At 65.3% G+C, this 19,191-nt stretch carries 15 protein-coding genes and 1 pseudogene; 4 read left to right on the top strand and 12 right to left on the bottom strand.

Annotated features, from left to right (window positions below; all coding sequences use genetic code 11):
- Positions 1-289 precede the first annotated feature (289 nt).
- A complete protein-coding gene (locus tag OG331_RS49160; protein WP_406191366.1) occupies positions 290-2,095 on the bottom strand; it encodes a VanW family protein in 1,806 nt (601 codons plus the stop codon).
- 458 nt (positions 2,096-2,553) lie between these two features.
- Between OG331_RS49160 and OG331_RS49165 the strand changes: the two genes are divergently transcribed.
- Positions 2,554-2,757 (top strand): hypothetical protein, encoded by a 204-nt coding sequence (locus OG331_RS49165; protein WP_406191364.1) that lies wholly within the window; start codon positions 2,554-2,556, stop codon positions 2,755-2,757.
- Positions 2,758-2,948: 191 nt separating this feature from the next.
- On the opposite strand, the gene OG331_RS49170 is transcribed toward OG331_RS49165, so the two are convergent.
- Together OG331_RS49170 and OG331_RS49175 are read right to left on the bottom strand one after the other, a co-directional pair.
- Positions 2,949-3,392, bottom strand: coding sequence for a transposase (locus OG331_RS49170; RefSeq protein ID WP_406209504.1), 444 nt, complete (start codon positions 3,390-3,392; stop codon positions 2,949-2,951).
- Positions 3,299-3,829 carry a winged helix-turn-helix domain-containing protein gene (locus tag OG331_RS49175; protein ID WP_406191362.1) on the bottom strand — a complete coding sequence of 177 codons (531 nt, stop codon included), beginning with the start codon at positions 3,827-3,829 and terminating at the stop codon, positions 3,299-3,301. Before OG331_RS49175 ends, OG331_RS49170 begins: the two co-directional genes overlap by 94 nt.
- A gap of 372 nt (positions 3,830-4,201) precedes the next feature.
- On the opposite strand from OG331_RS49175, the gene OG331_RS49180 reads away from it, so the two are divergent.
- Positions 4,202-6,415 (top strand): hypothetical protein, encoded by a 2,214-nt coding sequence (locus OG331_RS49180; protein ID WP_406191360.1) that lies wholly within the window; start codon positions 4,202-4,204, stop codon positions 6,413-6,415.
- Positions 6,416-6,639: 224 nt separating this feature from the next.
- Here the strand turns inward: OG331_RS49180 and OG331_RS49185 are convergent, their stop codons facing one another.
- The 4 genes from OG331_RS49185 to OG331_RS49200 all read right to left on the bottom strand — a co-directional run bounded on the left by OG331_RS49185 (position 6,640) and on the right by OG331_RS49200 (position 9,289).
- Entirely contained in the window at positions 6,640-7,002 is a 363-nt protein-coding gene (locus tag OG331_RS49185) for a hypothetical protein (RefSeq protein ID WP_406191358.1), read from the bottom strand.
- Positions 7,003-7,004: 2 nt separating this feature from the next.
- Positions 7,005-7,397 (bottom strand): hypothetical protein, encoded by a 393-nt coding sequence (locus tag OG331_RS49190; RefSeq protein WP_406191356.1) that lies wholly within the window; start codon positions 7,395-7,397, stop codon positions 7,005-7,007.
- 184 nt (positions 7,398-7,581) lie between these two features.
- Entirely contained in the window at positions 7,582-7,959 is a 378-nt protein-coding gene (locus OG331_RS49195) for a hypothetical protein (RefSeq protein ID WP_406191354.1), read from the bottom strand.
- A 307-nt stretch (positions 7,960-8,266) separates the two neighbouring features.
- Entirely contained in the window at positions 8,267-9,289 is a 1,023-nt protein-coding gene (locus OG331_RS49200) for a tyrosine-type recombinase/integrase (RefSeq protein WP_406191352.1), read from the bottom strand.
- A gap of 522 nt (positions 9,290-9,811) precedes the next feature.
- Here OG331_RS49200 and OG331_RS49205 point away from each other — a divergent pair.
- Positions 9,812-12,616, top strand: coding sequence for an AAA family ATPase (locus tag OG331_RS49205; protein WP_406191350.1), 2,805 nt, complete (start codon positions 9,812-9,814; stop codon positions 12,614-12,616).
- A gap of 651 nt (positions 12,617-13,267) precedes the next feature.
- On the opposite strand, the gene OG331_RS49210 is transcribed toward OG331_RS49205, so the two are convergent.
- Genes OG331_RS49210 through OG331_RS49230 form a run of 5 tightly spaced genes read right to left on the bottom strand, consistent with a single transcriptional unit; the run spans position 13,268 to position 17,950 of the window.
- A complete protein-coding gene (locus OG331_RS49210; RefSeq protein WP_406191348.1) occupies positions 13,268-14,557 on the bottom strand; it encodes an ABC transporter substrate-binding protein in 1,290 nt (429 codons plus the stop codon).
- On the bottom strand, positions 14,550-15,587 hold the full coding sequence (locus OG331_RS49215) for a branched-chain amino acid ABC transporter permease (protein ID WP_406191346.1): 1,038 nt from the start codon (positions 15,585-15,587) through the stop codon (positions 14,550-14,552). Before OG331_RS49215 ends, OG331_RS49210 begins: the two co-directional genes overlap by 8 nt.
- A complete protein-coding gene (locus tag OG331_RS49220) occupies positions 15,584-16,450 on the bottom strand; it encodes a branched-chain amino acid ABC transporter permease (RefSeq protein WP_406191344.1) in 867 nt (288 codons plus the stop codon). The genes OG331_RS49215 and OG331_RS49220 overlap by 4 nt, the downstream gene beginning before the upstream one ends.
- A gap of 11 nt (positions 16,451-16,461) precedes the next feature.
- On the bottom strand, positions 16,462-17,259 hold the full coding sequence (locus OG331_RS49225) for an ABC transporter ATP-binding protein (RefSeq protein WP_406209507.1): 798 nt from the start codon (positions 17,257-17,259) through the stop codon (positions 16,462-16,464).
- A complete protein-coding gene (locus OG331_RS49230; RefSeq protein WP_406191342.1) occupies positions 17,177-17,950 on the bottom strand; it encodes an ABC transporter ATP-binding protein in 774 nt (257 codons plus the stop codon). The genes OG331_RS49225 and OG331_RS49230 overlap by 83 nt, the downstream gene beginning before the upstream one ends.
- Before the next feature lie 882 nt (positions 17,951-18,832).
- On the opposite strand from OG331_RS49230, the pseudogene OG331_RS49235 reads away from it, so the two are divergent.
- Positions 18,833-19,115: pseudogene (locus OG331_RS49235) on the top strand (transposase); the annotation flags it as partial.
- Positions 19,116-19,191 lie beyond the last annotated feature (76 nt).

A 19,191-nucleotide genomic window follows, 5' to 3' on the forward strand; every position in this document is an offset into this window, starting at 1 on the left:
CGCGGGCCGGACCGCGCACCTCCACCCGTGCGTACACGCGTGACCAGTGGGTTGCTGGATCTGGTGCTGACGCGGCTACGCAAGGGCGGATCTGCTCAAGCGTCCTGGCGGGCGCCGCATCGAGAACTACCGCGTCCCGGCGGTGAGCAGCCTGTGACGCATACGCCGAGCAGACCGGCGCCGACGGCTGCGGCTCCTTGCCCTCGTCCATGTCTTCGACGCTCCGGCCGGGCTGTCCGGACTTCCGGCGGTGCAGACCTTGAGGATGTTTCCCTGGGGCCTCTGCAGGTCAGTCGGTGGCCTTGCCGCTGCAGATGATCTCGTTGCGTGGCACGTACCGCGTCTCGTAGGTCTCCCGCCCGACTTCTTTGCCGCCGTTCTTGAAGACCCGGTCGACCGCCACGTTGAAGCCCTCGAGGGGCGTCTGGGGTACGCAGTCGTCGCCGGAGTCGTGGCGGGTTTTCGGCTCCTTCAGGTGGGTGCGTGGGGCTGTGACCGATTCGATCTTGTCGTACTTTTTGTTGCCGAGGAAGGTGACTGTGACGGAGGTGTTCGTGGCGTGCGCGGCGATGTAGATGGCGTTGCCCGAGTCGTTTTTGAACTTCAGGTCGAGGCTGTTCCAGGCAACGGTCGCTTCTCGGCCCTCGGGGTAGCGCTCTATGTAAAAGGAGTGGGCCCCGTGCTCCACCGGCTGTACGCCGGCGAAGAAGATGGCGTTGAAGGTGGTGGCGGCGACCGCGGAGACGCCGCCTCCGGCCGACTTCTCGAACTTGTCGTTGTTGATGATGATGCCCTCGACGAACCCGTTGGCCTTGGTCCGCTCACCAACGGTGCGGTTGAAGCTCCACGTCTCGTCAGGTAGCACGACCGATCCGTTGATCAGTTTCGCGGCCCGGCCTATGTTCGTGGTGCGGTACGGGGCCCGCTCGAAGTTGACCGTGAAGGTCGACATTCGCTCGGTGATGCCCAGGCGGGCGAAGTTGTCGCGGGTCAGCTTGGGTTTCATCTCTTCGGTGGCCACCGCTCCGGTACGGGCGGCCGTCCCGGTCCTGGTCAGCAGCGGCAGTACGGCCTTATGAAGCGTCTTGGCTGTGACTTCCTGTCCGGGCTCGCCGTCTGAGGCCACCACTACGCGCCCGTGTCTCAGGCGTAGCTGTGCGTTGACCGCCTTGTCGGTGGCCTGTGCGAAGGAACTGGCCGTCGTCGGATCGGCCAGGAGGCCCTTGCTGTCGAGCTGCGGCTTCAACCGGTGGGCGCTGTCCGGCTTCATGGTGAGGTGCTTGCTGAGCGTCGCCGGGCTGATCTCGACTTTCCGGCTGCCCGTGACGAGTGTGACCGGCGCCGACATCGCGGGGGTGGCGAACTCCTTCATCGCACGTTCCACCTCGGCCGTCCCGATCACGGGTTCGGCTGTACGGACCGGTAGACGGATCGGTTCCTTGCTTCGGCCGGGGATCGCCGAACCCAGCGCTTTGATCGCTCCGTCCATGTCCAGGGACTGCCCGGGCCTGGCTTTTACTGGCGTCGCCGTTCCCCTGCGAAAGGTGACGGCGCCCTCTCGGACCTTCCGGTCGTGTGCTTTGGCCGTTCTGGCCAGTGCGGTGCGTGCTTGGGTCTCTTTCACGCGGATCACCGGTTCGACCTTATGGTCGTTGTTGGTGAACAGGCGGCCGATCACGGTGACCGGATCAAGCCTCGACTGTGCGGCATGCGCGACAGTCTCCGCGCTGTCCAGCGAGAAGCCTCTCGCGTTGATAGCGGTGGTGCGGTCGGCGATGCGTACCTTCACCGGCTCGGTCCAGGCGGTGCCCAGGGTCTCGTCCAGCTTGTGCTGTGCCTGTGGGCGGCTCAGCCCTTCGATGTTCACCCCGGCTACCTGGGTGCCTGCGGGTATTGCGTTACCGGAAACCAACAGCTCTCCCAGGTACAGTCCGCCGAAGCCGACACCTGCCGCCCCCGCCACGAGCGCGACACGGCCTATTCGACGGCGAGTCGGTGACCGGGTGTCGGTGGGGGAGACGGATGAGCCGTGATGGTCTGAGCGGGGCACTGGTTCTCCTCGTCTGATGGTGCCGTGGTGCGGGCAGACGGGCATGGCCCGACCGTATGTGAAGCGATGATATGAAGGCGTTTGCGATAATTTTGTAGGTGGTGCTGCCTGCCAAAGTTCCGGCGCGGTTGCTCCAGCCCCCTGTACTGCGAGCGGGAGCCTCCGCTGATCGCAGCGTGGAGATGGTGGCGCACCTGCCTCGGTCCGGATGATGGCGTCCACGCCGATCAAGAGTCCGGCTGGTCGTCGAGGCATCGAAGTCCGTTCCGAAGGTCTTCGGTCGCCCAGCGCCGTCGGTCCGGATCTACGGGCGTCCGTCCAGCCCGGTAGCTACCGTCCGGTCACCGGCTTGGTGCTGTTTCCACGGGCGGGCTGCTCACGCTCCAGCACGGCCGCCGGGCCGCCAGGGCGATGCCGTCTGCACCGTCCGCGAACTCCTGCGTCGCAACAGGGAAGACGTCACCGCCGAACAACACACCCTCCTCAAGACCGAGTTGGGGTACATGGGGACCTACGGCCGGCAGATCTACGCCGCCGGGCAGGCGAAGGAACTCCTGCGTGATCTCCTCGGGCAGGCCGTCCACCGCACCCACGTCACCCCCGGCCGCTCTGCGATCTCCGTAGCTCGCCACCGCTTCGACGCCCACGTCGCCGACCACGCCCATCTGCCTGAGCTCGTCACCCTCGCCGAGGCCGCCGGGTGTTGATGCCCGAGTTACATACTGATCTTTGACTACGGGCTTGACGCTGGTGGGGTGAGTTCGAGGCCCTGTTCCTGCTAGGAATGCCAGGAGGAGTTCGGGGTGGCGTTGGATGTACCGGAGGGCGCTGCGGGTGGCCCGGTGCAGCTCGTCAATCGAACGGAAGGCCGGTTTGCGATCTTCTCCCTGGTGTGGGCTCACAGCAGCTCCGCGGGGTTCAACTCCGGTGCGTAGGACGGCATCTGGATGATCGTGAGCCAGTCCTGCCGCTGCGCGTACTGCTTCACGTGTTCGCTGATGTGGCTGGAGTAGTTGTCCCAAACGACGGTGACCGGCCCCTCCAGGCGGCGGTGGAGCAGGGTCAGGAAGCGCGGGAAGTCCTTCTTCGTGGAGCCGCCGGACTGTTTGATCGCGTAGATCAGCCGGGGCTCGGCACCTTCCTTGAAGCACGCCCGGGCGACCATGCTGATCTTGTCGTTGTGCTTGCCGGACATCCGCAGCACCGGGGTGTGTCCGGCCTTGCCCCAGGTGCGGCGGACCGGGCCGTTCAGCCAGGCCCCGGCCTCGTCCTCGAAGCAGATCCATCCGCCGGCTGCCGTGACCTGCGCAGATGGGAAGCTGCCGGCCACGTCTGCGTGCACCAGTTCGCCTCCTCGTTTCGCTCGATGGCCCGCACCTTGGGCACCTGCCAGGACCAGCCCAGACGGTCCAGCAGCCGCCAGACCCCCGAGAGCTCGTATGTGACGCCGAATCGCTCCTCGATCAGTCTGCCGATCCGCGCCAGTGTCCACCGCTGGTCCTCCCAGCCGTGCTCCACCGGACCGGCCCGCAGCAAGACCTCCAGCTCCGCTTCCTGCTCGGCGGACAGGTACGAGTTGCCGCCCGGCCCCGTGGACAACAGCGCGTCGCTGGCGCCCTCCCGCCAGGCCCGGTGCCACAGGCTGACCGCCTGCCGACTCGCCCCGAGCACCTCCGCGACCTTGTTCTGCCGCATCCCTTGTTCGAATAAGTCGGCCGCCTGCAAACGCCGCTGCTCCGCCTCAACCAGGCTCACCGGCCTGCGAGTTCGAGCCCCCATACATCTGGTGTGCTGCACATGGCCGACTCGTCAACCACGGCCTCAAAGATCAGTATCGTGCCCGCCCTGAATGTCTGCTTGTCTGCAGTGCCCGCCCTGAATGCTGCCCTGGAAGGAAGACCGCAGAGGCCCCGGGCGTGCTGCACTCGACTGGGATGACCGTTCCGCCAAATGGTGTAGGGGATCCCCGGGATCCGCAGGGGAGGAGGGCTGCTCCACCGGGCCAGGTGTCGGGCTCGCCCGCATGGCTCTTGAGCTGCCGCCGTGACCGAGACGGCGCAGGCCGGGGATCGGCAACGCTAACGCGTGAGTCCGAACCCCGCGTCGCGGGATCACGACTGACTTCAAATACAGCATGACTGGAGAAGAATTATGGAATTGGACCCCGCTCGCCTTCCTGACGTTTTCAAGGTAACCAACGCCGCATTCAAGGCTTGGGAGACAAATCCGTACACTATGCCGGACTTCCGGGACATCATTCGAGAGCTCACCGAATCCTTCGGCTGCAAAGATGTGCAAAAGGCATTCGTGGAGTACTGCCAGGCGAACCGTATTGACCCGGGCCCCGATATCAAATTGGCCGTCTACGAGGACCTCAAGGCGAAGATCAAAACCAAGGCGGCATTGCAAGGGCTGAACCCCAGGTCAGTCCAGATGGTCCACCTGAGCCGGCAGCGGAAGGAAGAACTGGGCACCCGGACCGCCTATCTGAACTGGGCAAAGGAAGAGCACGACAAGACGTACGCAAAAAATATAGAAGCGGCGCATGAAGCGCTTAACGTAAAGACTTCCTCTCCACCACCAGAATTGGATGATCCGGCGCGGGACGCGGTCGGTAGGCTGTATGGTCAGCTGGAAAGTGTGGGTCTGTTCATTGATGACTTGGCGAGCCGCCATATCTCCGCTTCTGCAGAAAAAAGTCCTGAGTGCGCTTCCTGGAACATCGGTGAGGAGCCAGGACTCGCACTCTACAATGACTTTGTGAGCGCACGGAAAACCGCGTCCCACGAGAACGGAACCTGGAGCAGTCTTTCCCAGACGGTCCAGCAAGAGGTTCTATTTGTGCTGGATGAGGTGAAGCGGCTCGTGGAGGAACAGGAGAAGCCGCGGGACGAGGATAGGCTGCCGGACCGGAAATTGTGGCCGAAGTGGGAACGATGGCTCGACGAAGTGGATGCTCTGGTGGGGCGAATCTTCGAATCCGTGTACCCCGCCAGCGCCCTGTGGGACGAATGCCTCCTGCAACTCGATGCCGCCGCGCTCCTGGAGTATGAATTCGCAGCGCAGTCGATGGCGCTGGAAGATGATGAAGCCGCCCCGCTTCCGGACCTGCCGCAGCCGGCACAGGAGGAGCGGAAGAGGAGGGCGAAGGCGAGGGGCAAAGGGTACGCAGACCCGAGCCGGGACAAGGAATTCGACAGGGAATTCGAAAAACATCCCAAAAAGAACAGGGACTGGGTAGTCACCTTCAAGCCGACGGACGAGGAGAGGGAAGATAACTTCCACGGGCAGATTGTACGCGCGCCGGCCAAAGGACCGCACGGTCAGGAGGCAATCCTCACATGGGGGCGCGATTACGCCACAGACAGTGAGCGCGGTTTCGTCATCTGCGAGGAGGAGATCTACATCTTCACGCTAAACGCTGCCTTCACCAGGAAGAAAAACGGATCACTCGAATATGTCAATCCCATAACGCCGGCGCTGTGGGAGAACGCGCCTGCCGAAGACGGCGACGTGAGCCAGTACTGCCTCATCCATCACTCATCCATGTCGCTTGGAGCTGACGTCCTGGCGGCCGGGACGCTGGTTTTTGATGACGGCGGGTACATTATCTCAGTAACCGATCAGAGCGGGCACTATGTGCCGGGCGAGAACGCGACGACCCGGGGCACTCTGTGGCTCCAAGCGAAGAAACTCATCGGGCCGGAGACGTCTATTAAGCTTCACGAGATAGAACCCAAGCTCAAGCAGAAGGAACTCGCACGGGACCGGAGCAAAGCGAGCCGCGCACACCACCGCGACCTTGAGGGGAGATTGAAAGAAAAGGCAGCAGAAAGACGGAAGAAGGCGGCGTATCCTGAATATGAAAAGGAATATGCAGACTATCAAGAGGAGGTGCGCAAGTGGGAGGTCGAACTCGCTAACGCGACTCTGCGTGCGGAGGGCAAGGACGAGGACGAGGGCGACAGGATAGTCGGGGAAGTATTGCAAATGCGGCCCAAACCTCCCACGCCTCCGGCGGATCCGGGAGAGGCAGGAGTGTATGAGGGAATGAAGGAGGAGAAGGAGGAGAAGGAGGAGGAGAAGGAGAAGGAGGAGGAACGGCCCTCCAGGAGCCTACCCTCGTCTAGGCCTAGGGATCGCAGGCGTGATGCCGTTAAACTCACAAACACAGGGTTTATGCTGCGGAGTACGCCTCCTAGTACGCGTGATGATTCGCCTCCTGATACGCGTGATGCGTCTCCGGGGACGCCTCCAAAGAAGCCGGAGAAGAAGAAGGGAAGCGGTAAATTCAGTATCAGGATACTGACGGGGAAGAAGAAGAAGAAGAAGGAAGAGGAGGAGGAGAAGAAGAAGAAGGATTGAAGGCCTGTGGGTTTGTAGCGGAGCTTTAGGCCAAGCCGTGAAGTTACGGTGGTACGGCTCCTCCTTCCTGGTCTTCGCCGGGTCGGGGTCCGCCGTCAGGTGACGGCGGGAAGCTTCGTCGCGTGGTGGCAGGCGGTGGCGAACGCCGATGCCTACGGCCACGATTGGTCCAGGTGGAGGGTGCGCCTGGGCGTGGGTGGTGCGTGCGGGCAGGTGGTAGAGCTTCATTCTGATCGTCTCCGGTTCGGCCTTGGCCAGTTGGGTTCGTCATGCGGGAGAAGCAGACGTGTCCGGACGTCGAGGTCGGCGGCGATCGTGGCGGCCAGGACCCAGGTTGTGTTGAGCTGCCAGGATTTCGAGGGCAGCGGTCCCAGGCCGACCCGTTTGATCGCTTTCACCCGGTCTTCCACCTCGGCATGGTCACGGTAGAGGGCGTCGACGAACCACACCTGCCCGGAGCCGGGCACTGTGGACAGTCCGTTGCGGGCGGGGATGTTCGGGGCGACGATCTGGTAGCGCCAGCCTGTGCGTTTCTCGAAGTCGGTCAGTTTCTTCAGGTCCCGGCGTGAGGGTTTGACCCGGCGCACGATCAGCCGCGTTTCCTCCGGCCGGTCAGGTCGCGCAGGCCGGTGATCTCGGCGACCTGGTAGGAGACCGTCTCGCCGTCGGGCCCCTTGATCTCGTGGATCTCGCCGTGCTGTCGCAGTGCGGCCGTCCACACCTGTTCCGGCAGCAGCGCGATCGCTTCTGCGTCCTTGGTGTGGATGGCCCAGCCCGTCACCCAGCGCACCCGGCGCCGGCTCGTGGTCAGGGACTGGAGGTGGTCGAGGACGTCATGGCTGAAGGCCGCACCGTCGATCCTGATCAGCAGCTTCGACCACAGCGGCAGCGGGAGCTGACGCAACGCGGCGGCCAGGAAGCTCTTGTGGTCGACGACGTCGTTGGCGGCCGGGTTGCCGGCCGCAGCAGCATCGCCAGGCACTCGCGGGTGTTGGCAACCCAGGCCCCGAGCGGGTGATGCCCCCACGTTCCCTTGAACGTGCCCGCCGCCCCTTGTTCCTGCTGCTGCAGGTCACGACGGTGGCGTCGAGATCGAGGACGTACCAGCCGGTCAGCTGCCGACCGCACACCGAAATCCAGGGGAAGCCTCCGGGACGCAGGGCGAGCTACGTCCACACCACGCGGCGTATCGCGGCACGTATGCGCTCGATCCTCGCCGCGACCGGGCCGTCGGCCGAGGCCAGGCACCGTCGCAGCGTGCTGTCGGAGACGGGACGCGGAAACAGGTGCCGCCAGTGCCGCTGAAGTTGCTCGGCTTCCAGAACGTTCGTCGCGCCGAGCGCCATCGCACAGGCCAGCCGGACCAACACGACGCCCCGGTCCCGCCGGCCCCGCCCGACACCCCGCGGAAACGCGGCGGCCAGGGCACGGGCGAGCCCGACACGATCGGCGACCTTCCGCAGCAGCACCACGCCCGCGTGACCGATCAGGTTCTTGTCATCGGCCCGCACGTCCAGCCGCTGGTCCCAAGCGGTAGTCTTCACCCGTTGGGTGCCTCTCCACGCGACGTTCTTGATCTAGACAGTCCAGATCATCGCAGTTCGGAGGCACCCTTCTTCTGTTGGGGCATCAGATCCCCCTTGCAGCTGAATACATGAGGTTAGGCACCGTTAGGCGCGCCGAGTGTCCGAGGGGGGTTTCATCCAGGGCCCTTGCAAGGCAATGTCGCGAAGTTTGGGTCCGGCCGGGGTCGTCAAGGGCTTCGGTGAAGTCGGTGTAGGCGGGCAGGGCTCCTGCTATGAGAGGTAGTCGACCAAGACAACTCTCGGTAACAGGAGCCCTGTTGATGCCTTACTCTGCCAGTTCTGCACGCCTGGATGTGTACGCTCCCGGGCACTCGTCGCGGGTCTCGCAGAGTTGGAGCCACTCGGCCAGCGAGATCCGGTAGCCGGAGGTGCTGATCGGTCTGTCACCGCGGAGGTTCGCGTCGGTGCGGGGGAAGAGGACCGACACCCCCTCGGGCCACTCCTCCAGGACTCGGCGCTGGTGGTCACGGAGCTGTTGTTCGAGTTCTTCATCGATGGGGACCAGCGCCTCGCGCTTCATCTTGTGATTGAAGTAGCGCAGGTAGGGCGCCCCTTCGGCGTCATCGACGACGGGGTCGAGCGGCAGGCTGATGGCGTCGGTGATGCGCAGGCCGCAGCGCATGAGGACGAGCGTGATCAGCCGTCGTGCGGGGTCCTGCCGGCGGGCGAGGTTGGCGGGGTCTTCCAGCTGGGCCATGACGTACTCGGCCACGGACCGGGGCAGCAGGGGCGGCGGCGTGGGGTAGTCCTCGGGGACGAAGGCCGCGTTGCCCGGCAGTGTCTCGTCCCAGCGGTGCACGCGGATCGTGCGCAGGAAGGTGTTGAGGTTGCTGATGTGCGCGTTGTGTGTGCTGCGGCCGCCCATCGCAGCATGGAGATCTGCCAGATAGCGTTCGAGTAAGGCGCGGTCGACCTGGGCGAGTCCGGTCACCCCTGCCGGGAGGAACGCGGAGAACCGGGCGACCATGCGCACTCCCGCGCGTACGGTGCCGGCACCGAGGCCGCCGGACAGCCGCCAGCGTGCCCAACGCTTGGCCAGATCCCGCAGCCAGGACTGGGTGATCTTCTCGAAGGTGATCGTCGATGTGTGCGAGTGGACGATGCCGAGATTGCGCAGCCGCCAGACGGGGCGGGGATATTCCGCTTCCCAGCCGCGACCGTAGACCAGTTCCTCGATGCGCCGGCGGGCGCCAGGAAGGAACCCAGCCCGTGGCCCAGTTGTCGGACGGACCGCGGAAGGTCTTCCAGAAATCTTCCGGCTCGTCGAGAAGGGACCGGACGTGGGCATCGGCGAGGGCGTTGACCAGGCGCTGGGCCCATGCGGGCCTGATCTTCTTGGTGGCTTCGTCATGGCGGCACTGCAGCGCGTACTGCATCTCCAGGCGTAGTTGCACGGGCAGTCTGCGCAGGTCGATGTGCTCGGACCCGCCGGGTCCGCTCTCCTCGTAGGAGGCGCTGAAGTCCTCGCTGTCGGGGCGTCCGAGCGCCTTCCAGCGGCCGTCGTGTCCCGTGCAGAACGCCGAGGTTCCCCTCACCCACAGGTCGCAGTAGCTGATCCGGCAGACCTCGGGCAGCGGTGAGTGCCCGGGGCTCGCGCACCCGGGCCCGGACCGCGGCTCATCTGCCGGCTGTCATCGACCAGGATGACCAGGTCATCGCGATGTCTGACAACGCCCTCGGCGCTGATCGGTCCTATCCTCGAAGGGGGCTGCCGTGGGGTTGTGGGAAGCCGGTGACGAGCATGAGTCTGGGGCCCGCTGAGGGGATTCCGTCAGTGACCGGTGGGCTGGTCGGCGTGGGGAGTGCTGTTGTGTCGGGGGTGTGGGAAACGGGCTTCGCGGGGCGGGAGGAGGAGCTGGAGACGGTGGCCCGCTGTCGTGGGGAGGCCGTTGCCGGGAGGCCGTGGCTGGTGGTGGTCGAGGGGGCCTCGGGGATCGGGAAATCCGCGCTGGTGCGCCGGGCGCTGGCGCCAGGCAAGGATGGGATGCGGGCCTGCTGGGCTGGGTGCGACCGCAGCGAGCAGGACTTGCCTTATGGGGTGGTCGATCGGCTACTGCGTCGCCTGCCGGCAGGTACTTCCGGTGTGCAGGAGCTGGCGGGTTCACTGGCGCCAGCTGCCTCGCCGCTGGCGGTGGGCGCCGATCTGCTGGCGGTGGTGGCCGCCGTGAGCGATGGCGGCCCGCTGGCGGTGGTCGTGGATGATGTCCCGTGGGCGGATGAGCAATCGGTGAAGGCGCTGGGGTTCATGGTGCGCCGCCTGTTCACCGAATCGGTCCTGGTGGTGCTCATCGCCAGGACCGGCGAAGCTGGCTCCGGCGGCACCCCCGCCGGGGGTGGATCGGGCTGGCAGGGCCTGGCCCGGGGCGCTGCGCCGGTGCTTCCGCTGCGTCTGAAGGGCCTGGGCAGGGGCGAGACGGCCCGGATTGTGGCCGGGGCGGGCTTCGGGGGGCTGGGGCGGGCGGCTGTGGACCGGTTGCACGAGTGGACTGCTGGGCATCCGCTGTATCTGCTGTCGCTGCTGGCCGAGGTCACTCCCGAGGCGCTGGCCGACCGCAGCCGCCCGTTGCCGGTGCCCTCCAGTCTGGAGGCGGTCATCCGCAAGAGTCTGGGGCGGCTTCCGCAGGAGTCGCGCCGCTTGGTGGAGGCCCTGGCCGTGCTGGATACCACCGTGCCGCTGGGCATCGCCGCCCAGCTGGCCGACTTGACTGACGCTTCTGGGGCGTTGGGGCCGGCCCTGGCCCTCGGGCTGCTGCGGTGGCAACCGGACAATCCCACCACCCCACTGCGCATTCACCACCCGTTGCAGCGCAACGCCGTCTACCAGGCCCTTTCCCCCACCCGCCGCCGCGCCCTGCACGCCGTCGCTGCCACGCTGGTCGGAGCGGACCAGGCCTGGGCCCACAAGGTGGCCGCCGCTTCCGGCGCTGCCGCCCAGTCTCTGGTTGAGGAGCTCGCCGCGGAAGCCGACCGGCTGGCCGACCATGGCTACCTGGACCGCGCCGCCACCCTGGAGCTGTGGGCAGCAGACCTTTCACCTACCCGCGACGGCCACGAACACCACCTCCTGACCGCCGCCACCCACCTGCTTGTCGGCGAACTGCCGGCCCGTGCCCTTACCTTGCGTGACGCCGTTGAACACTGCGTCCCCACTGCCCGCTGCGATGCGATCCTCGGCCGGCTCGCCTCGGTGAGAGGCGATTTCGACAGCGCCGAGCAGCTGCTCACCCACGCTGTTGCCACTGCCTCCGACGCCCAGACCCACTTGCTCGCCAGCACCTGGCTCGGCTCCAGCTGCATCCTGCAGATTGACGGGGCCGGGGCTGCCGCCGCCTTGCGCCCGGTCGTCGACGCCGTGCCGGCGGGGCCTGCTGCTTGCAGGGCGCGCGGCTCCCTCGCCACGGCGGTCGGGTTCGCCGACGGCCCGCGGGCCGGTCTGGAAGTGATCGCCGAGGCCGGCCTGCCCGAGCACGCCGACTCGGTGCCCAAGCCCGAGAGCAAGTTGCTGTATTTCCGGGGACTTCTGCGGATGCTCGCCGGACAGCTGTCGGCTGGCGCCGAGGATCTGACTACGCTCATCGCCCGCCAGCACGCCGACGCCAACATCCCGGTGTGGCCCTCCGATCATTACGCGCTGGCCCTCGCCCGCTACCTCACCGGACACCCGCAGGATGCCGCCATCAGCGCCGAACAGTCACTGCTAGTCGCCGACACCGCCGCGCAGCCATGGGGCCTGCCCCTGGGCCATGCCGTCGCCGTCCTCGTCCATGCCCTGCAGGGGCGTTGGGAACCAGCGTTGGAACACCTCGGAGCCTGCCGCCGCACCGCAAGAACCTTCCCGGCGTTCTCTTCCTTCTTCCTGATGCTGGCCGAGGCGACGCTGGCCCAGGCCAGGGCGGACCACCGGGCCATGCTCCAGGCGCTCCGACCGCTCGATGACCCGACCACCGTCCCCCCCGGCATGCGCACCAGCTTCCTCGTGTTGTGGGCGCCCCTGCTCATCGAGGCTGTCACCGCCGACCAACAGCCCTTGCCAGAGGACCTGCACCGAGCCGAAGACGCCCTCCACGCCAGCGCTGGCCTCGCCCGCAATACGCCCGCGCTGACCGCGACCTCACATTGGCTGCACGCCCGCCTCGCTGCCGCCCACGGCGACACCACAACCGCCCTGACCCACTACCAGGCCGGAATCAACGCCCCCACACGAGCGGGCGACGACATCCCCCTGCACCGCGCCTTCCTCCACCACGACCTGGCCCGCCACCTCTTGGCCACCGACGGCGACCGTACCCAGGCCACCAACCACCTCCGACTCGCCCACAAGATCTACACCACCCTCGGTGCCACCCCCTACACCCAACGCGCCGCCGACGACCTCACTCGCCTCCACCCCCACACCCACCCCACAGCCACACCCACTCATCTCCCCGCCAATGCCCTCACCGAACGCGAGCACCACGTCGCCCACCTCGCCGCCCAGGGCATGACCAACCAGGAAATCGCCAAGGAGCTCTTCCTCAGCCCCAAAACCATCGAATACCACCTCAGCCACGTCTACACCAAACTCGACCTCACCAGCCGCCGCCAATTGCGCGCCCTCCAATTCACCGCCGCATGACCCCCGAGGCTGAACGGAAAATCGATCTTCGGCAGGGCAGGCGGCAGCATCCGGGCCGTGTGCGGACCGGATGTCGGTGCGGTGGGCGGTCAGTCTGTGGTTGGGGTGAGGGCGACTTGGTGGCCGAGGGCCTGGAGCTGGCGGACGAGATCGCGGGTTTGCGGGCGGGACTGAGGTGGCGGGGAGTTTGAGGGGAACGGAGAAGCTGATCGGCGTGCTCAAAGGCGACAGTGTGTGGCCCCTCGGACGGCTCCCTCACCAGACTGCTATACGGGCTCACAGCCCAAGCACCAAGCGGCGTCGGCGGACAGCCCACGTACCGATTTTCACGCTCGCGAGGCGTCATCCGCAGGTGAACGGAAGACTGCTATATCGAGTCAAGCCGCTTGAGGAAGATCGTTAAGGTATGCTCCGCTATCCCGGTTGGAGCGTTCCAGGATCTTGAGCCTGAACCGCCCGGGTTTGATGGAGACATCGAAGACCCCGGGAGGATGCCGATCATGGCTGCTCCCCGTAGATACCCCGACGAGCTGCGTGAGCGTGCGACGCGTCTGGCGGTCGAGGCCTGCAAGGACCCGCTCGGCCGGGCTGGTGCGATCGAGCGGATCGCCGACCAGCTGGACGCACACCGTGGCCCTGCGCGGTGCCGGGCTACCTCGTGGTGGGGATGCCGTTAGCCGGAGGGGTAGCCGGCGAAGCGTCATAGGGTACGACGGGCCCATTGCCGTTATCGGTGGTCATGGGTGGGCCTTGGTACTCGATGGCGGTGCCCTTGATGCTGCCGACGCGGGTGCCGGTGCCGCCGGCGTGAGAGGTCTTGCTGAAGGCAAACGGGACGAAGCTCGGCCCGGTGAATCCGCCCTTCTCCATGGCGCTAACCATAGATTGCCGGGTCAGGTCAGGCCCGGCTACTTGAAGCGCCTGGACGAAGGTATAGGCAGCGGTCATGCCTGCGACCATGGCTGTGGTGAGCGGCAATGATGTCGCGTACTCGTTGCGGACCTTGGTGAAGAGTTGAATCCAGGGGTTTCTTGTTTCGTTGGGCAGGGGCGCCGCCGCGTCGGTGATGATGCCCTGGATCAGCGAGGTGGCGCTCTGGTCGGGGGTAGCGTCCTGCAGCAGACGCACGAGTGTGGTGGGCTCTCCGCCGCTGCTGGTACTCAGCACCAGCTGGGCACTGTTGCCGAGTTTGAGCTGGGCCTTGCGCAACTGTGCTGTGTACTGCGGGATTCCGAACGCCACAATCACGTCGGCCTTGGCCTGATCAATGGCCGCAACCTGGGGGGTGATGTCGAGGTTGCCGGGCTGGTAGACCTGACGGGAGACAACCGATGCAGCCGGGATTTCCTTGTCCAGTCCCTTGATGCCGTCCTGGCCCAGCTGGTCGTCCTGGGTGAAGTAGGCGACGCGTTTGCCCGGGAAGTTCTTCTTGATGTAGGCGCCGAGGATCTTGCCCTCGCGGACGTAGTCGGTGAGGTAGCCGAAGGTGTAGGGATACTTCTCGGGTGCATCCCAGCAGGTGCAGCCAGATGTCACGAGGAGGTCGGGCACCTTCCGGGCGTTGAGATAGTCCACGACCTTGGTGTGCGTCGGTGTGCCGAGGCCGTTGAAGATGGCGAACACCTTGTCCTGCTCTACGAGCTGGCGGACCACGCTGACAGTTCGGACGGGATCGTAGGCATCGTCACGATACTTGTAGATGATCTTACGTCCGTGCACGCCGCCACGGGCATTGACGTAGTCGAAGTAGGCCTTGGCCGCTGGCGCGACGTCGCCGAATCCCGGAGAAGCCGGCCCCGTCAGCGGCTGATGGCTGCCGATCGTGACGGACGTGTCGGTCACCCCCGTCGAATCGCCGCCCTCGGACGAATCGCTGCTGCAGCCGGCCGCCATAACCACGCATGCTGTCAGCATTGCGACGACACTTGATCGCTTACTCATCGCTTCCCCTTGCTCGGCGAAATGTCATGAGGGAGAGCATCCGGGGCCCCGCGCGGCGGCAAGCCTTGGCAAGTCCTCCCTGGATCCCGGCCGGAAAGATAATGATCATGGTGGTGAGGATTACTCCGAACACCCCATTAGGCAGGTTGTTCTCCACACGGACCGGAAGCTCCAACGCTACGGAGAAATTCGACACCCAGATCGGAACCAGCACCAACAGCAGCGAGCCCCAGATCGCACCCATAAGGCTGCCAAGGCCGCCGATGACGACCGCGGCGATCAACATCAATGACAAGATCAATGTAAACGCTCCTGGCGCAGCAAGCGAGGTCACCCACGCAAGCAGACCTCCCGCCAGACCACCGCAGACAGCTGAGACGACAAAAGCAATCAACCGTACCCGGGCAACGCGAATGCCGCTGAGTGCCGCCGCCGCCTCGTCGTCACGCACTGCCCTCAGTATCCTTCCGTACCGGCTTGCGGATAGATTTGCCAGCAGCCACAAAACAACGGTGGCACTGGCACCAGCAACCCATGCCTGCCACTGCGCCACAGGGATGCTCGTGCCGAACACGGCTGGCAGCGGGCCGATCGGCACCGACAGCCCGTTCTCCGCCTGGAGTACAGGCCGCAGGGGTCCAAGATTGGTCAAGGACGGCAACGCCAATGCCAGCGCAAGTGTCGCCCCCGCCAGGTAGTGTCTCCGCAGTCGCGTACAGACCAGGCCCACCAGCATGCCCACCCCGCCCGCCGTCGCCGCAGAGGTGACCAGGGCCAGAATCAACGAGGACCGCTCGCTGTTGAGCAGCAATGCTGTCGTGTAGGCGCCCACCGCTATGAATGCGCCTTGCCCGGCGGAGATCTGGCCGCTGAGCCCGATGAGAACGGTCAGCCCCGCGGCAGCGCAGAGCATGCAGGTGGCCCGAGTGAGCTCGAACTGCCAGTACGGTGACACTAGAGAGGTCAGGACACCCACGGCTGCCAGGCCCGCAATGGCGAAAACGGTGTGCCGCACAAAGGTCCTTTTCATACCTTTCTCCCGGCTGCGGAACCGAACAGCCCGGCGGGCCGAATTGCGAGTACGGCGATAAGGAATCCGAAAGTGGCGAGCGGGCCGAGGGCCGGGCTGGCGTAACCCGAGATGAGACTCAGTACGCAGCCGAGCACGATACCGCCGACGACGGCACCGACCGGGCTCTCCAGGCCGCCGATGACCGCTGCAGTGAACCCATAGATCAACACCGGGTCGAACTGACTGGGGCCGACGGAAGTGGTTGGGGCCACCAGTACTCCGGCCAGAGCCCCGACCATGGCTGCCAGCGCCCAGCCCAGGGTGAGCATCCGGTTCACCCGAACGCCGAGCAGTTGTGCAATCTCCGGTTCGTAGGCGGTGGCGCGCATACGCAGGCCTACAGCGCTGAAACGGAACATGACCACCAGTGCAGCCAGCGTGGCACAGACCGCGCCTACTGTGAACAAATCGGCTGGTGACAGCAGCAGGCGAGCTCCGCCGATCGTGAAGCCCTGGACGCTGAACGCCGTTGGATACGACCGCAGAGTCGATCCCCAGATCATGCCGGCTACAGCTTCGAGCACGATCAGAAGGCCGAAAGTAAGGATGACGGAGTTGTACAGATGCCTGCCCTCGACCCAGCGGATCAAGAAACGCTCAGCAGCAGCGCCTAAGACAAGCCCGGAAACGAGTGCTGTGATCAGAGAGAGCCAGTAGGACCCGGAATGCTGCAGCACGGTCCACGCAATGAACGTCGTCAGCATCAACATGCTGCCCTGCGCAAAGTTGATGACCTGGGTCGTACGCAAGATCAGCACCACGGCCAGCGCGACAGCCGCGAGCACGAACCCCTCCGTGAGGCCGGCCAGGATCAGATTCAAGAACCTCAGCACTAGAACCCCAGATAGGCACGGCGCAGCCGGTCCATGAGCTGTTCGTCAGCGGCGAGCGTTGCGGCGTCGGCGTCCAGGACTACACGGCCCAGATCGAGCACGACGGATCGGTCGGCGATGGCCAGAGCACTGCGTGCGTTCTGCTCAGCCAGCACCACCGTGTACCCGCTCTCGTCCCGCAGTTGGCGGACGCTGGCCAAGAGCTGAGCAACGACCAGAGGTGCCAGGCCCAGCGACGGTTCGTCCAAGACAAGGGCCCGAGGCCCCCCCATCAAGGCCCGCCCGATCACCAGCATGCGCCTTTCGCCACCGGAGAGAGTCGAGGCGAGGCGGTCCCGGCACTCGACTAGGGCAGGGAACAACGCATAGACACGATCGGCGGTGGCCCGGCGCTCCCTGGACCCACCCGGCGCGATCAGCCCGCCCAGCCGCAGGTTTTCCTCGACGGTGAGTTCCAGAATCACGCCCTGTCCCTCAGGGACGTGCCCCAGCCCAAGGCGGGCGATGTCTTCAGCAGGCCGGCCGCTGATCTCCCGTCCGACGAAGACGATGCTGCCCGCCGTCGGCTTGACCAGACCGCTGATCGTACGCAGCAACGTCGTCTTCCCCGCCCCGTTGGCGCCGAGCACAGCGGTAACTGTGCCCTCCCGGGCGCTTAGCGTCACCTGGTCCAGGGCTCGAACCGCCCCGTAGTCGACCGTGAGGTTACGGATCTCAAGCACTACTGCCGCCGACCCCCTTACCCAGGTACGCCTGAACCACCTCAGCATCGTTACGCACGACGTCCGGCGGGCCATGGGCGATCAACTTCCCGAAGTTGAGCACCGCGACGTTGTCACAGACCCTCATCACGAGGTCCATCCGGTGCTCCACCAGCACCACAGAGGCTTCGAGACTGGGCAGTAGCTCCGCCAGCTCCTGAATCTCCGCACTGGAAAGTCCAGCGGCAGGTTCATCGAGCAACAACAGTTCCGGCTCGGCAACTAGCGCCCGTGCCAGTGCCACCCGCTTACGGATCCCATAGGGCAGCTCGCCCGGCATCCGGTCCGCTGTGTCGCCGATACCAAGAGCTGCAAGCCGCTCCCCGGCCCGCGCCCGCAGGGCTGCCTCGTCACGATCCGCCCGGCGCAGCGCCAAAAGCGCGGAGAGCAGCCCCGCCCGCGCGTGGGCGGTGGCCCCGGCCATCACATTCTCCACCACCGTGAGACCGGGGAAGAGCCCCAGACCCTGCAGGGTCCTGGCGATACCCAGTTCAGCAAGACTGTGGGTCTGGTGCCGAAGCAGGTTCCGTCCCTTCCAGATGACCGAACCGGATTCTGCCCGGACAAATCCACACACCACGTTGAACAGCGTGGTCTTACCCGCCCCGTTAGGGCCAATGACACCCAGAACCTGCCCCGGCAGGATGCTCAGGGAAATCCCATCAAGGACTTTCACTCCATTCAAACGCACAGTCACGCCAGCGAGTTCCAGCAGGGGAGGCGCCATCAGTATCTCCGGCAGCCAAGCGGCGAGGCAGGTTTGGCCGGGTGCAGATTATCAACCCATGCCGTTGATGGATTGCTGCTGGAACTCATCATGCCTTCATATGGCTTAACTCTCCAACCTCATGTGACCGTTGACCGTTATAGTCAATCCGCACCGGCGCAACCGTCCGAAAACGTCAGCGGCGGACATTCTTCCAGCCTACGTCAAGGAGCCACGTCAACCGGGACGACTCGCCCGAGGTTGAACCGTTCCGGGTTCGGCGGAGATGGTATGCCCGGTTCTGATGGAGCCGGGTAGCTGGACAATTGACTTCCAGCAGGTGCTTCACATTGCCGGCTGGGGCGTGGGATGAATCTTCGGATTGTCCGTGTGGGAAGAGTGCGGGGGCGTGTCGGATGTGGTGCCGTCGTACCGGAATCACCGCCATCCGGTGGAGGTCATCTCGCACTGTGTGTGGCGGTACTTCCGAGGGATCTCACCCCACTTCAGACCCCACCGGCCGGTACCGCTTCGAGATGATGGTCCGCCTCACCATCTGGAATCACATCACCAGCGCCACCAGCCTGCCCACCACCGGCTGAGCCACAAGCCGCCGGCCTCCGCCATGCCCTCAGCCGGCCACGCCCCCAACAACGTGACAATGCCGCGACGTTGCCCCATAGACCGCCCAACGAGCGGTCACCACAAAGGGGACCGTCGCAATCGGCAGCCTTGCTGACCAGGTTGAAGAAGCCACGGTCCTGCTCAGATGCCGTGGGCTTCTGTCATTGTCGGTCGGCGAGGATAGCCGGACTTTGTGCTGAACGGTCAGCAGTTTGCAGGATCGCGTAAACCAGTCAGGAACTCACATGTTCGCCAACTCGCCTTCAGGTCAACTCTATTCTGTGGTACGACTCCTGGGCAGAGATGGTGCCCCTCCTCTCCTTCGACGTCGAGATCCGCAAGGTGATCTGTTCGACGAACGCGATGGAGAGTGCGAACGCCCGCATCCGCAAGGCCGTGAGGGCTCGTGGGCACTTCCCCTCGCCGAAACGCCGCATTGAAGTGCGCCTGCATGGCGCTGACGAGCATGGACCCGACCGGCAAGGGCCGACGCCGCTGGACGATGCGCTGGAAAGCACCGCTGAACGCCTTCCGGACCGCCTTCGAAGGCCGACTCACCCCCCTGCCGGCCACTGAACCTCAACAGCCACGATCAGCCGTTGATCGGACAGACCCGGGCGGGCAGCTCGTCCTGGGAC

This window comes from Streptomyces sp. NBC_01017 (assembly GCF_045162795.1).
Taxonomy (GTDB): domain Bacteria; phylum Actinomycetota; class Actinomycetes; order Streptomycetales; family Streptomycetaceae; genus Streptomyces; species Streptomyces machairae.